A 13,020-nucleotide genomic window follows, 5' to 3' on the forward strand; every position below is an offset into this window, starting at 1 on the left:
CCATGGAAATCCTCGACCTCCCCTTCATGCAGCGGGCCCTGCTCGCCGCCGTGCTCGTCGGCGTCATCGCCCCCTCCGTCGGCATCTACCTCGTCCAGCGCCGCCAGGCGCTGATGGGCGACGGCATCGGCCACATCGCGATGACCGGTGTCGGCCTCGGCTTCCTGCTCTCCACCAGCCCGGTGTGGATGGCCACGGCGGTCGCCGTCGCCGGTGCCGTCGTGATGGAGCTGATCCGCTGGTACGGGCGCACTCGCGGCGACATCGCGCTGGCCATGCTGTTCTACGGCGGCATGGCGGGCGGTGTGCTGCTGATCAGCCTCTCCGACGCCGGTTCCAACGCCAACCTCACCTCGTACCTCTTCGGCTCCCTCGCCACGGTCTCCAGCGAGGACGTCACCGCGATCTGCCTGCTGGCCGCCTTCGTGCTGCTGGTGACGCTGGGGCTGCGGCGGCAGCTGTTCGCGGTCAGCCAGGACGAGGAGTTCGCCCGGGTCACCGGTCTGCCGGTGCGCGCCCTGAACCTGCTGATCGCCGTGACGGCGGCCGTGACGGTCACCGTGGCGATGCGGGTCGTCGGGTTGCTGCTGGTCAGCGCACTGATGGTGGTGCCGGTCGCCGCCGCGCAGCAGATCTCCCGGTCCTTCAGGCTGACGTTCGTCCTGTCCGTCGCCATCGGTACGGCGGTGACTCTGACCGGCACCGTGACCTCGTACTACCAGGACGTTCCGCCCGGCGCGACGATCGTGCTGCTGGCCATCGTCGTCTTCGTCGCCCTGACCGCCCTCGCGACCCCGCTGGCCAGAAGGCGCGCCCGGCTCGGCGGGACCACGCCCGGGGAGTGCACCCTTGAAGTACCGGCGGCTGACGTACCGGCGGCCCGCCCGACCACGGACGATCTCCCGATACGGCCGTGACACCCGGGCGGGCTGGCACAATGGCCCGACACAGTACGGGCGACACGAGGAGGCGGCTGTGGCGACGGCGCCGATCAGTGGAACGAATGCAGCCCCGGTGCGCGGCCGGTCGACCCGGCAGCGGGCGGCGGTGGCGGCGGCGCTCGACGAGGTGGACGAGTTCCGCAGTGCGCAGGAACTGCACGACGTGCTCAGGCACCGCGGCGACTCGGTCGGCCTGACCACCGTCTACCGCACCCTCCAGTCCCTCGCCGACGCCGGCGAGGTCGACGTGCTGCGCACCACGGATGGCGAGTCCGTGTACCGGCGCTGCTCGACCGGGGAACACCACCATCACCTGGTGTGCCGGATGTGCGGCAAGGCCGTGGAGGTCGAGGGGCCCGCGGTGGAGCAGTGGGCGGAGTCGATCGCCTCGCAGCACGGATACGTGAACGTGGCCCACACCGTGGAGATCTTCGGGACCTGCGCGGAGTGCGCGAAGTCCGCGGAATCCACGGGCAAGGCGGACCGGAAGGGCTGACGCCCGGAGAAGGACCGACGCTTCCGGAAACGGGGGCCGGTGGCGATGCCACCGGCCCCCGTTTCCGTTTCCCGGGCCCTGCGTCGGCCCGTTCCCGTTTCCCGGGGCGGGCCGTTCGGCCGTCGTGTCAGCCCTTCGTCTCCGGGGCCGTCTCCATCGCGCCACCGAAACGCCGGTCCCGCTGGGCGTACTCCAGGCACGCCCGCCACAGGTCACGGCGGTCGAAGTCCGGCCACAGCACGTCCTGGAAGACCATCTCGGCGTAGGCGCTCTGCCAGATCAGGTAGTTCGAGGTGCGCTGCTCGCCGCTGGGGCGGACGAAGAGGTCCACATCCGGCATGTCCGGGTAGTAGATGTACTTCGCGAACGTCTTCTCGTTGACCTTGGACGGGTCCAGCTTCCCGGCCGCGACGTCCTGCGCGATGCGCTGCGCGGCGTCGGCGATCTCGGCCCTGCCGCCGTAGTTGACGCAGAAGTACAGCGTCATCCTGTCGTTGCCCTTGGTCTGCTCCTGCGCGACCTGGAGCTCCTGGACGACGGACTTCCACAGCTTCGGCATGCGCCCCACCCAGCGGATGCGGATGCCCAACTCGTCCATCTCGTCCCGGCGGCGGCGGATGACGTCCCGGTTGAAGTTCATCAGGAACTTCACCTCCTCCGGGGAACGCTTCCAGTTCTCGGTGGAGAACGCGTACAGGGAGAGGTTCTTGACGCCCATCTCGATGCAGCCCTTGAGGACGTCCATGACGACGCCCTCGCCGACCTTGTGGCCCTCGGTGCGCGGGAGGCCGCGCTCCTTGGCCCAGCGGCCGTTGCCGTCCATCACGACGGCGATGTGCTTGGGCACCAGTTCGCCGGGGATCTTCGGGGGCGTGGCACCGGAGGGGTGCGGTTCCGGGGTCTTGTAGTCGCGCCGGTTACGGCCGCCGAGCATCCCGCGTACTGCCATGAACTGTCTCGCTCCCTGTACCTGATCCGCCTGTGTCACTTCTCTACGTACCGCAGTGAGCGCAGCCCGCGCTCCAGATGCCAGTGCAGGTAGGCGGACACCAGTCCGCTCCCCTCCCTGACGTGACGCGCCTCGCACGCGTCCGCCGTCGCCCAGTCGCCGGTGAGCAGGGCACTCAGCAGACCGACGGCCTCGGTCGAGGGTACGACGCTGCCGGGCACCCGGCAGTCGCCGCATATGACGCCCCCGGAGGCGACGGAGAAGAACCGGTTCGGCCCGGGCATCCCGCACTTCGCGCAGTCCTCGAAGCTGGGCGCGTAGCCGTTGACGGCGAGCGAACGCAGCAGGAAGGCGTCGAGGACGAGGTGCGGCTCGTGCTCGCCGCGGGCGAGGGTGCGCAGCCCGCCGACGAGCAGCAGGTACTGCTGGACCGCGGGCTCGCCCTCGTGGTCGGTGAACCGCTCGGCCGTCTCCAGCATCGCGGTGCCCGCGGTGTAGCGGGCGTAGTCGGTGACGATCCCACCGCCGTACGGGGCGATCGTCTCGCCCTGGGTGCAGAGCGGCAGACCGCGGCCGACCAGTTCGCTGCCCCGGGCGAAGAACTGCACGTCGACGTGGGAGAAAGGTTCCAGCCGCGCACCGAACTTGGACTTGGTGCGCCGCACCCCGCGCGCCACGGCCCGCACCCGGCCGTGGCCGCGGGTGAGGATCGTGATGATCCGGTCGGCCTCGCCCAGCTTCTGCGTACGCAGCACCACACCGTCGTCCCGGAACAAACTCATGCGTCCATTGTCCGGTACGGGAACGGCTCGCCCGACCCGTGCTCCCGGCGGCGCGGGCCGCGGGGCCGGGCAGGGGATCAGGAGGGGGTGCGGGCCGCCGCGGCCAGCAGCCGGGCGGTGTCCTCGGCGCAGATCCGCAGCGCGCCGCCGACGGTGGTCAGCACCTCGCGCTCGGAGGGGCCGTACGGACCGTCGGCGAGGGCGATCCGGGCGCCCTGGAGCAGGATCGCCTCGCGCCCGGCGGGGGCCAGGTGCGGGGCGAGGGGTTCCAGCGCCTCGTGCAGTTCGATGGCGAGGGCGGCCCCGCACGCCTCGGCGGCGGGGTCGAAGGCGGAACCGTGGCCAATGTCGGCGGCGAGGACCTCGACGACGGTGGAGAGCTGCTCCTCGGTGCAGTCGTCGAAGCCGGCGCCGCGCACGGTGGCCGCCGCGGTCCGCAGCACTGTGCGGGAGCTGGTGCCGCCGGCCGCCAGGACGCCGAGCGTGACGGTGTGGACGGCATCCCGGAGCATTGCGGAGAGCCGAGTGGTGGTGGGGTGGTCGAGCACGTCCGTGCCGAAGTGCTCCCGGCAGGCGGCGCACTCGACGACGGGACCGGTGGTGCCGCGGCGCAGCATCGGCACGCCGAGCACGGTGAAGCGGCGCCGGCCGGTGAGACGGCGGTAATTGCGGTCGCCGCCGCAACCGGGGCAGAAGAACTCCCCGTCACCGACGACGTCCCAGACGGTGCGGATGCCGCAGATGCGCAGCTTCATGGCGCGTTGTCCCAGGGCCGACCGCACGTCGCACACCTCCGTAACTCCCCCGTGGCCCCAAGGGCACGGGAGGTGCCCCCTCCGGCAGCATTGCCGTGTGGGACGTGATGTTAACCACAGTCACGAGGCGGCGTCAGTACCCCGATCGCCACAACTGCGGAGATGGCCGAACCCCGCCCCCGGGCTGGAGCGGGGGCGGGGTCCTCGGCCGTGCGGCTGCGGGCCCCTGCGGGCCCGCCGGGTCAGCGGGTGGCGCGGTTGACGGCGGAGACGACCGCCTTCAGCGAGGCGCGCGTGGTGTTGGCGTCGATGCCGATGCCCCACAGGACCTTTCCGTCGATGGCGCACTCGATGTAGGAGGCGGCCTGGGAGCTGGCGCCCTCGCTCATGGTGTGCTCGGTGTAGTCCAGGAGACGGGCGTCGATGCCGATGGCCTGCAGCGCCTCGAAGAACGCGGAGATCGGGCCGTTTCCGGTGCCGGTCAGCACGGTGTCGGCGCCGTCCACGGTCGCCTCGACGGTGATCGAGTCCCGGCCGTCGGAACCGGTGGTGGACTGGCCGGAGCGGATCTGCACGCGACCCCACTGGGCTGCGGCGTTGCCGGGGTTGGGCAGGTACTCGTCCTGGAACACGGACCAGATCTGCGCCGGGGTGACCTCGCCGCCCTCGGCGTCGGTCTTGGCCTGAATGATCCGGGAGAACTCGATCTGCATCCGGCGCGGCAGGTCCAGCTTGTGGTCGTTCTTCAGGACGTAGGCGATCCCGCCCTTGCCGGACTGCGAGTTGACCCGGATGACGGCCTCGTAGCTGCGGCCGACGTCCTTCGGGTCGATCGGCAGGTACGGGACCGCCCATTCGATGTCGTCGACGGTCACGCCCTCGCCGCGGGCCGCCGCATCGGCCTCCATGGCGTCGAAGCCCTTCTTGATGGCGTCCTGGTGGGACCCGGAGAAGGCGGTGTAGACCAGGTCGCCCGCGTAGGGGTGGCGCGGGTGGACCTCCATCTGGTTGCAGTACTCGCTGGTGCGGCGGATCTCGTCGATCTGCGAGAAGTCGATCTGCGGGTCGACACCCTGCGAGAACAGGTTCATGCCCAGGGTGACCAGGTCGACGTTGCCGGTGCGCTCGCCCTGGCCGAACAGGCAGCCCTCGATCCGGTCCGCGCCGGCCATGATGGCCAGCTCGGCGGCGGCGACGGCGGTGCCGCGGTCGTTGTGCGGGTGGACGGACAGGCAGATGTGCTCGCGGCGGGTCAGGTTCCGCGACATCCACTCGAAGCGGTCCGCGTGTGTGGACGGCGTCGAACGCTCCACGGTGGCGGGCAGGTTGAGGATGATCTCGCGGCCCTCCTCGGGCTGCCAGACGTCGCAGACCGCCTCGCAGACCTCCAGGGCGAAGTCCAGTTCGGTGTCGGTGAAGATCTCCGGGCTGTACTGGTAGCCGAAGGTCGTCTCCGGGCCCAGCAGCTTCTCCGCGTACTCCATGACCAGTCGGGTGCCGTCCACCGCGATCTGCTTGATGTCGTCCTTGGAGCCGCGGAAGACGACCCGGCGGAAGGTGGGCGCCGTGGCGTTGTACAGGTGCACGGTGGCACGGCGGGCGCCGATCAGGGACTCGACGGTCCGCTCGATCAGGTCCTCGCGGGCCTGGGTCAGGACGGAGATCGTCACGTCCTCGGGGATCGCACCGTCCTCGATGATGGAGCGGACGAACGCGAAGTCGGTCTCTCCGGAGGAGGGGAAGCCGACCTCGATCTCCTTGTAGCCCATGCGTACGAGCAGGTCGAACATCTCGCGCTTGCGGGCCGGCGACATCGGGTCGATCAGGGCCTGGTTGCCGTCACGCAGGTCGGTGGACAGCCAGCGGGGCGCGACGGTGATGCGGTTGTCCGGCCAGGTGCGGTCGGGGATGTCGACGGCCTCGTAGCGGCCGTACTTGTGGATCGGCATCCCCGACGGCTTCTGCAGATGGGTGGCGTTGGTGATCGGCGTCGGGCGTCCGACGGCGGTCGTGGCAGGCGTCCGGGCGGAATGTGCGGCGGTCATGGCGTGCGGCTCCTCGGGGTCCAACCTTTGGGACGGCCGACTGTGTCGCTGCAACGCCAGACTCCGCGGGGAGGGGGTCGGCCTACGACTACAGGCCCTCGCCGCGGCAGCTAAGAAGAAGCAGCCCGAAACGCATGATGCGAATGAGACTAGCCGAGGAGCGCCGGATGTGTCCGTCCCGTATCAGTATGCGGGATCGGGCTCCCAAAACACCCGGGAGTGACCGATCACTCCATTTTGTCAATCCTCTTCGCAACCAGTGACATCACGGTCACGTGGTGCCACAGTCGCTTGCATGCAGCCTCAGTCACAGTGCGGGTTCCACCCCGTCTTCTGCACCATCGTGCCGCCCCATGTCCTCGACAAGCTCTCGCAGTCGGACAACCCCGATCTCGCCGGCCCCGCACGCCGCACGCTGGAGGGCGACGCCGCCCGCCGCACCCGCCGTCAGATGGCCACGGTCGTCACGCTGCCCGCCTCTCCCGAGGGCGAGGGCGAGGCGTCCGACAAACCCGACCGGACGCTGTACGACTGCCGTCACAGCACCCAACTTCCCGGCACCGAGGTCCGTGCCGAGGGCCAGGAGCCCTCGCAGGACGCGAGCGTCAACCGCGCGTACGCGGGGCTCGGCGCCACCTTCGAGCTCCTGTTCAGCGCGTACGGCCGCAGTTCGATCGACGGCAAGGGTCTGCCGCTGATCGGTTCCGTGCACTACGACGAGAAGTACAACAACGCCTTCTTCGACGGCGAGCAGATGGTGTTCGGCGACGGCGACGGCGAGGTCTTCCTGGACTTCACCCTCCCCATCGACGTCATCGCCCACGAGCTGACGCACGGCCTGACCCAGTACACCGCCAATCTGAGCTACTACGGCCAGTCCGGCGCGCTCAACGAGTCGGTGTCCGACGTCTTCGGCTCGCTGGTGAAGCAGTACTCGCTGGGCCAGAGCGCGGACCAGGCGGACTGGCTGATCGGCGCAGGTCTGCTGGCCCCCGGGGTCCAGGGCGTCGCGCTGCGCTCGATGAAGGATCCGGGCACCGCGTACGACGACGACGTGCTCGGCAAGGACCCGCAGCCCGGGAAGATGGAGGACTACGTCCACACCAGCCAGGACAACGGCGGGGTGCATCTGAACTCCGGCATCCCGAACCGCGCGTTCTACGTACTGGCGACGGCACTCGGCGGCAACGCCTGGGAACGCGCCGGTCAGATCTGGTTCGATGTGCTCACGGGCGGTCAACTGGCCGTGGACGCGGAGTTCACGGACTTCGCCCGGCTGACGGTGGCCGCGGCCCGCAGCCGCTACGGGGAGGGCGACGAGATCGAGGCCGTCCAGAAGGCGTGGTCGGAGGTGGGCGTGCCGACCGAGTAGGACGATCGGGCCCGTGCCCCGGCCCGCCGGGCGATGGAGGACAACCGCATGCGGATTCAGGTCAGCAGGACCGGCGGCTTCGCCGGTATCGCACGCAACGGCGAGGTCGACACCTCCGGCCGGGCCGATGCCGCGGAGTGGGAGGCCCTCGCCGAATCCGCGCTCGCCGCGGGCCACGGCACCCCGCCCACGGGCGTGCCGGACGGTTTCCGGTACCGGATCACGGTCGACGACCGGACGGTGCACTGCGCGGACCCCCGGCTGACCGACGCACAGCGCTCGCTGGTCTCACGCGTCCTGAAGGAGGGCGCGTGAGACCGGGGTGACCCCGCGGGGCCGGAGGGCGGTCGCCCGGGGTCAGAAGCCCAGCTTCCGCAGCTGCTTGGGGTCGCGCTGCCAGTCCTTGGCGACCTTCACGTGCAGGTCGAGGAAGACCGGCGTGCCGAGCAGGGCCTCGATGTGCTTGCGGGACTTCGTGCCGACGTCCTTCAGCCGCTTGCCCTTCGGGCCGATGATGATGCCCTTCTGGCTCGGGCGCTCGATGTAGACGTTGGCGTGGATGTCGAGCAGCGGCTTGTCCGCCGGGCGGTCCTCGCGCGGCAGCATCTCCTCCACGACGACGGCGATGGAGTGCGGCAGCTCGTCGCGCACGCCTTCGAGCGCGGCCTCACGGATCAGCTCCGCGACCATGACCATCTCGGGCTCGTCGGTGAGGTCGCCCTCCGGGTAGAGCGGCGGGCTCTCGGGGAGCAGCGGGGCGATCAGGTCGGCCAGCAGCCCGACCTGGTTGTCCTTCACTGCCGACACCGGCACGATCTCCGCCCACTCGAAGCCGAGCTCCTCGCCGAGGCGGGAGACGGCGAGCAGTTGCTCGGCGAGCTGCTTGGAGTCGACGAGGTCGGTCTTGGTGACGATGGCGATCTTCGGGGTCTTCCTGATGCCCGCGAGTTCCTTGGCGATGTACTTGTCGCCGGGGCCGAGCTTCTGGTCGGCCGGCAGGCAGAAGCCGATGACGTCGACCTCGGCCCAGGTGGTCCGCACGACGTCGTTGAGGCGCTCTCCCAGCAGGGTGCGCGGCTTGTGGAGCCCGGGGGTGTCGACGAGGACGAGCTGCGCGTCCTCGCGGTGCACGATGCCGCGCACGGTGTGCCGGGTGGTCTGGGGGCGGTTGGAGGTGATCGCCACCTTCCGGCCGACCAGAGCGTTCGTGAGGGTGGACTTCCCCGCGTTGGGGCGGCCCACGAAGCAGGCGAAACCGGCCCGGTGGGGGGCTTTGCCCGCGCCCTGCTGTGCGGCGGCTTCTGTGTCAGGTCGAACGCTCATGGCGCCCATTGTCCCCGATGCGGGCGGGCTCGCCGCACCAAGGGGCGCGGCGGGCCTGTCGGGCGTCGGCTCGACACCCTTCGGGAACCGGTTCAGGCGGTTCGGGCGCGTTTCCGGCGGGACCGCGGCCACAGCCCGGCGCCCCCGCCGACGGCCCCCGGCAGCAAGGAGCCCGACCGGCAGCCGGAGCGGTGCGACATACACGACGGAGGCGGACTCGCGCGTGTCGCGGGCACTCGCGGTCGGACTCGGTCTCGCCCCACTCCGGCTGGGGCGCGCCGGCCCACTGCTCGGTGAGCCGGACCCGTCGGCCGGGCAGCAGCCCGGACGGGATGCGCGTCAGGTCGCGTGCGAGCAGGGTGCGGCCGAAGAGGCCCTCGGCCCTCGGGGCGGCCTTGGCGCTGAGGGTGACGTTGCCCCGGTTGTGGAGCGTGGCTCCGGGGTCGGCGGAGAGGAAGAAGTACGGGCGTCGGCCGGGCTGTGCGACGGTCGACCGGCCCGACCAGCTGCCGTTGTCCGCGGCATGGGCCGCGGGGGCGCCGGACAAGATCGCACCTGCGCCCACCGATGCGCCGGGACCCGTGCCGGTGGGCCCGCGGGTGGGTCCGGGCCCGTCCGCGTCAGCCCGCTGTCACACTGACCCGCAGCGCGCCGTCGGGCCCGGCCAGCAGGACCGGGGTCTCCGGGCCGCCCAGATCACGCACCGCGGCCCGGTCCTCGTCCGACGGGGTCTGCGCCTCGGAGACGACCGCCGCCGCTTCCAGCGAGGTGGCACCGCTGGCCACGGCCATCGCCACGGCGGTCTGCAACGCGCTGAGCTTCAGCGACTCCAGCTGTACGGTGCCCGCGACATAGGTGCGTCCGGTCTCGTCCCGGACCGCCGCGCCCTCCGGCACGCCGTTGCGGGCACGGGCGCTGCGCGCCAGCGTGACGATCTTGCGGTCCTCGGGCCCGAGGTCGGTGCTCTCAGTCATGCGACGAGCATACGAGCCCCGGCGCGAACGCCCTCGCGCCACCGCCCGTACCGGCACCGGCCGACAGGGGGCCGGGCGCGGGGCTACGCCCGGTCCAGTCTCAGCCGCTGCGACTTCGGCAGCCCCGCCACCACCAGGTCGTAGGAGTCCTCGACCAGCTCGCGCAGCACCCGGTCCGGCACGCCGGACACCGTCACCGTGTTCCAGTGACGCTTGTTCATGTGCCAGCCCGGCACCACCGCTTCGTACTCCTCCCTGAGCCGTACCGCGTCGTCCGGATCGCACTTGAGGTTCACCGTCAGCGGGCGGGCGTCCAGTGCGCTGAGCGCGAACATCTTGCCGAGGACCTTGAAGACGGACGCCTCCGGCCCGAACGGGAACTCCTCGACGCTCGCGTTGAACTCCAGGCAGAAGTCCCTCAGCTGCTGCGGAGTCACTCCGCCTCCTCCGGCTCGGGCTCCACGGGCTCCACCAGCACCGTGACGATCTTGTTGCGGCGGCCCGCCGTGGATTCCGCGGTCAACCGGAGCCGACGCCCGTCGGGCAGGTCGACGACGGCCGAGGCACCGGCGATCGGCACCCGCCCCAGCGCCTTCGCCAGCAGCCCGCCGACCGTCTCCACGTCCTCGTCGTCGTACTCGTCGAGGCCGAACAGCTCCCCGAGGTCGCCGATGTCGAGGCGGGCCGTCACCCGGTAGCAGCCGTTCTCCAGTTCCTGGACGGGTGGGAGTTCGCGGTCGTACTCGTCGGTGATCTCGCCGACGATCTCCTCAAGGATGTCCTCGATGGTGACGATGCCCGCGGTGCCGCCGTACTCGTCGATGACGACGGCGACGTGGTTGCGGTCCTGCTGCATCTCGCGCAGCAGGTCGCCCGCGTTCTTCGTGTCGGGCACGAACGCCGCGGGCCGCATCGCCGTGGAGACGAGTTCGGCCTCCGACTCCCGGTTGATGTGCGTCTTGCGGACCAGGTCCTTGAGATACACGATGCCGACGATGTCGTCCTCGTTCTCCCCGGTGACGGGGATGCGGGAGAAGCCGGAGCGCAGGGCCAGGGTCAGCGCCTGCCGGATCGTCTTGTAGCGCTCGATGCAGACCAGATCGGTCCGCGGCACCATGACCTCGCGCACCAGCGTGTCGCCGAGCTCGAAGACGGAGTGCACCATGCGGCGCTCCTCGTCCTCGATCAGCGATTCCGCCTCGGCGAGGTCGACCATCGCGCGCAGTTCCGCCTCGCTGGCGAACGGCCCCTTGCGGAACCCCTTGCCCGGCGTCAGCGCGTTGCCGATGAGGATCAGCAGCTGCGGGATCGGACCCATGACCCTGGCCAGCGGCAGCAGCACGTACGCCGCGGCCGTGGCGGTGTTCAGCGGGTGCTGGCGGCCGATGGTGCGTGGCGAGACCCCGATGGCGACGTAGGAGACGAGGACCATCACGGCCATGGCGACGGCCAGCGCCTCCCAGGTCCTCGGGAGCTCCTGGAGGCAGGCGTACGTCACGAGGACGCCCGCCGACATCTCGCAGGCGACCCGTACCAGCAGGGCGACGTTGAGATAGCGGGTGGGGTCCGCCGCGACCTGTTCCAGCTTCTCGCTGCCGCGCCGTCCGGAGCGGACCGCCTCGGCGGCCCGGAAGCTCGACACGCGGGCGATGCCCGCCTCCGCACAGGCGGCCAGCCAGCCGACGACGACCAGCAGAACGGCGCCGAGGACGAGAGGAACGCTCACGAGACCGTGGGCGCGGGCGACGGGCCGGTGAGGCCCTGTTCGGCGCGCCAGCCATCGACGATCGCTGCCTGGAGGCCGAACATCTCGGCCTTCTCGTCCGGTTCCTCGTGGTCGTAACCGAGGAGGTGCAGCACCCCGTGGACGGTGAGGAGCTGGAGCTCCTCGTCCATGGAGTGCCGGGTCTCCGCCTCCTCGCCCTGCTTCTCGGCGACCTCCGGGCAGAGCACGATGTCGCCGAGAAGCCCCTGCGGGGGCTCCTCGTCGTCCTTGGTCGGCGGCCGGAGCTCGTCCATCGGGAAGGACATGACATCCGTCGGTCCGGGCAGGTCCATCCACTGGATGTGCAGTTGTTCCATGGCGTCGGCGTCCACCACGATCACCGAGAGCTCGGAGAGGGGGTGGATTCGCATGCGCGCGAGCGCGTAGCGGGCGATGTCGAGGATCGCCCGCTCGTCGACCTCGGTTCCGGACTCGTTGTTGACGTCGATCGACATGGTGCGCTGTGGCTACTTCCCGTGCTGGCTGTCTCGGTTGTCGTACTTCTCGTACGCGTCGACGATACGGCCGACGAGCTTGTGCCGGACCACGTCGTGGGAGGTGAGCCGGGAGAAATGGACGTCCTCGACGCCTTCCAGGATGTCCTGGACCTGCCGCAGACCGCTCTTGGTCCCGTTCGGCAGGTCGACCTGGGTGATGTCACCGGTGATGACGATCTTCGAGTCGAAGCCGAGGCGGGTGAGGAACATCTTCATCTGCTCGGGGCTGGTGTTCTGGGCCTCGTCCAGAATGATGAAGGCGTCGTTCAGCGTCCGGCCGCGCATGTAGGCCAGCGGTGCGACCTCGATCGTGCCCGCCGCCATCAGCCGCGGTATCGAGTCGGGGTCGAGCATGTCGTGCAGCGCGTCGTAGAGCGGGCGCAGGTACGGGTCGATCTTCTCGTAGAGCGTGCCCGGCAGGAAGCCGAGGCGTTCGCCCGCCTCGACCGCGGGGCGGGTCAGGATGATCCGGTTGACCTGCTTGGACTGCAGGGCCTGGACCGCCTTCGCCATGGCGAGGTAGGTCTTGCCGGTGCCCGCGGGGCCGATGCCGAACACGACCGTGTGCTTGTCGATGGCGTCGACGTACCGCTTCTGGTTGAGCGTCTTGGGGCGGATGGTGCGACCGCGGCTGGAGAGGATGTTCTGGGTGAGCACCTCGGCCGGCGTCTCCTCGCCGTCCCCCTCGCCGCTCTCGCTCGCCCTGAGCATGGCGATCGAGCGTTCCACTGCGTCCTCCGTCATCGGCTGACCGGTGCGGAGCACCAGCATCATTTCGTTGAACAGGCGCTGAATCAGGGCGACTTCCGTCGCGTCCCCGACGGCGCTGACCTCGTTGCCCCGAACGTGGATGTCGGCTGCCGGAAATGCCTTTTCGATCACGCGCAGCAGGGCGTCGCCGGAGCCGAGTACGGTCACCATCGGATGCTTGGCCGGAACGGTGAACCGGGCTCGCGCCTGCTCGGGCGCGGGGGTCTGAGCTATGGGTGTCTGCGTCATGGGCCGGCCCTGTGGCCTGCACATACCTCCCGTTACAAGGCTGTCGCCGATCGACAGCCCCTCGGTCACCAAGACTACGACTCCGCACCGACAACACCGAGAACTTTTTCGTGCCCGGTCCG

14 protein-coding genes are annotated in these 13,020 nt (G+C 70.2%); 4 read left to right on the top strand and 10 right to left on the bottom strand.

The window, feature by feature from the left end:
* Positions 1–2 precede the first annotated feature (2 nt).
* Both ACFC79_RS05070 and ACFC79_RS05075 read left to right on the top strand, forming a co-directional pair.
* Positions 3–917, top strand: coding sequence for a metal ABC transporter permease (locus ACFC79_RS05070; RefSeq protein ID WP_376235349.1), 915 nt, complete (start codon positions 3–5; stop codon positions 915–917).
* Between the two features lie 58 nt (positions 918–975).
* Entirely contained in the window at positions 976–1,437 is a 462-nt protein-coding gene (locus ACFC79_RS05075) for a Fur family transcriptional regulator (RefSeq protein WP_376235351.1), read from the top strand.
* Positions 1,438–1,564: 127 nt separating this feature from the next.
* On the opposite strand, the gene ACFC79_RS05080 is transcribed toward ACFC79_RS05075, so the two are convergent.
* The 4 genes from ACFC79_RS05080 to leuA all read right to left on the bottom strand — a co-directional run bounded on the left by ACFC79_RS05080 (position 1,565) and on the right by leuA (position 5,968).
* Positions 1,565–2,386, bottom strand: coding sequence for an isoprenyl transferase (locus ACFC79_RS05080; protein ID WP_376235354.1), 822 nt, complete (start codon positions 2,384–2,386; stop codon positions 1,565–1,567).
* A gap of 35 nt (positions 2,387–2,421) precedes the next feature.
* On the bottom strand, positions 2,422–3,168 hold the full coding sequence (recO, locus tag ACFC79_RS05085) for a DNA repair protein RecO (RefSeq protein ID WP_376235356.1): 747 nt from the start codon (positions 3,166–3,168) through the stop codon (positions 2,422–2,424).
* Between the two features lie 77 nt (positions 3,169–3,245).
* Entirely contained in the window at positions 3,246–3,923 is a 678-nt protein-coding gene (locus ACFC79_RS05090) for a TerB family tellurite resistance protein (protein ID WP_376235815.1), read from the bottom strand.
* Between the two features lie 242 nt (positions 3,924–4,165).
* The gene (leuA, locus tag ACFC79_RS05095; RefSeq protein ID WP_376235358.1) at positions 4,166–5,968 is read right to left on the bottom strand and encodes a 2-isopropylmalate synthase; all 1,803 of its coding nucleotides are present in this window, start codon (positions 5,966–5,968) and stop codon (positions 4,166–4,168) included.
* A 295-nt stretch (positions 5,969–6,263) separates the two neighbouring features.
* Here leuA and ACFC79_RS05100 point away from each other — a divergent pair, with 295 nt between their 5' ends.
* Together ACFC79_RS05100 and ACFC79_RS05105 are read left to right on the top strand one after the other, a co-directional pair.
* Complete coding sequence (locus ACFC79_RS05100) at positions 6,264–7,340, top strand: M4 family metallopeptidase (RefSeq protein ID WP_376235360.1); 1,077 nt, start codon at positions 6,264–6,266, stop codon at positions 7,338–7,340.
* A 48-nt stretch (positions 7,341–7,388) separates the two neighbouring features.
* On the top strand, positions 7,389–7,655 hold the full coding sequence (locus tag ACFC79_RS05105; RefSeq protein ID WP_376235362.1) for a protealysin inhibitor emfourin: 267 nt from the start codon (positions 7,389–7,391) through the stop codon (positions 7,653–7,655).
* Positions 7,656–7,697: 42 nt separating this feature from the next.
* Here the strand turns inward: ACFC79_RS05105 and era are convergent, their stop codons facing one another.
* The 6 genes from era to ACFC79_RS05135 all read right to left on the bottom strand — a co-directional run bounded on the left by era (position 7,698) and on the right by ACFC79_RS05135 (position 12,898).
* Positions 7,698–8,672 carry a GTPase Era gene (gene era, locus ACFC79_RS05110; RefSeq protein ID WP_376235365.1) on the bottom strand — a complete coding sequence of 325 codons (975 nt, stop codon included), beginning with the start codon at positions 8,670–8,672 and terminating at the stop codon, positions 7,698–7,700.
* A 611-nt stretch (positions 8,673–9,283) separates the two neighbouring features.
* A complete protein-coding gene (locus ACFC79_RS05115; RefSeq protein WP_376235367.1) occupies positions 9,284–9,637 on the bottom strand; it encodes a cytidine deaminase in 354 nt (117 codons plus the stop codon).
* 83 nt (positions 9,638–9,720) lie between these two features.
* Positions 9,721–10,074: an MmcQ/YjbR family DNA-binding protein gene (locus ACFC79_RS05120; RefSeq protein WP_376235369.1), complete on the bottom strand. Its 354-nt coding sequence runs from the start codon at positions 10,072–10,074 to the stop codon at positions 9,721–9,723.
* Positions 10,071–11,363: a hemolysin family protein gene (locus ACFC79_RS05125; RefSeq protein WP_376235371.1), complete on the bottom strand. Its 1,293-nt coding sequence runs from the start codon at positions 11,361–11,363 to the stop codon at positions 10,071–10,073. The genes ACFC79_RS05120 and ACFC79_RS05125 overlap by 4 nt, the downstream gene beginning before the upstream one ends.
* Complete coding sequence (ybeY, locus tag ACFC79_RS05130) at positions 11,360–11,857, bottom strand: rRNA maturation RNase YbeY (RefSeq protein WP_376235374.1); 498 nt, start codon at positions 11,855–11,857, stop codon at positions 11,360–11,362. The genes ACFC79_RS05125 and ybeY overlap by 4 nt, the downstream gene beginning before the upstream one ends.
* A 12-nt stretch (positions 11,858–11,869) precedes the next feature.
* Positions 11,870–12,898: a PhoH family protein gene (locus ACFC79_RS05135; RefSeq protein WP_376235375.1), complete on the bottom strand. Its 1,029-nt coding sequence runs from the start codon at positions 12,896–12,898 to the stop codon at positions 11,870–11,872.
* Positions 12,899–13,020: the final 122 nt, after the last annotated feature.

This window comes from Streptomyces sp. NPDC056061 (genome assembly GCF_042266885.1).
In the GTDB taxonomy this organism is placed as follows: Bacteria; Actinomycetota; Actinomycetes; order Streptomycetales; family Streptomycetaceae; genus Streptomyces.

Coding starts and splice junctions, on each gene's coding strand:
- ACFC79_RS05105 (WP_376235362.1), top strand. CDS start 7,389: ATGCGGATTCAGGTCAGCAGGACCGGCGGCTTCGCCGGTATCGCACGC.
- ACFC79_RS05070 (WP_376235349.1), top strand. CDS start 3: ATGGAAATCCTCGACCTCCCCTTCATGCAGCGGGCCCTGCTCGCCGCC.
- leuA (WP_376235358.1), bottom strand. CDS start 5,968: ATGACCGCCGCACATTCCGCCCGGACGCCTGCCACGACCGCCGTCGGA.
- ACFC79_RS05135 (WP_376235375.1), bottom strand. CDS start 12,898: ATGACGCAGACACCCATAGCTCAGACCCCCGCGCCCGAGCAGGCGCGA.
- era (WP_376235365.1), bottom strand. CDS start 8,672: ATGGGCGCCATGAGCGTTCGACCTGACACAGAAGCCGCCGCACAGCAG.
- ybeY (WP_376235374.1), bottom strand. CDS start 11,857: ATGTCGATCGACGTCAACAACGAGTCCGGAACCGAGGTCGACGAGCGG.
- ACFC79_RS05090 (WP_376235815.1), bottom strand. CDS start 3,923: ATGAAGCTGCGCATCTGCGGCATCCGCACCGTCTGGGACGTCGTCGGT.
- ACFC79_RS05115 (WP_376235367.1), bottom strand. CDS start 9,637: ATGACTGAGAGCACCGACCTCGGGCCCGAGGACCGCAAGATCGTCACG.
- ACFC79_RS05080 (WP_376235354.1), bottom strand. CDS start 2,386: ATGGCAGTACGCGGGATGCTCGGCGGCCGTAACCGGCGCGACTACAAG.
- recO (WP_376235356.1), bottom strand. CDS start 3,168: ATGAGTTTGTTCCGGGACGACGGTGTGGTGCTGCGTACGCAGAAGCTG.
- ACFC79_RS05100 (WP_376235360.1), top strand. CDS start 6,264: ATGCAGCCTCAGTCACAGTGCGGGTTCCACCCCGTCTTCTGCACCATC.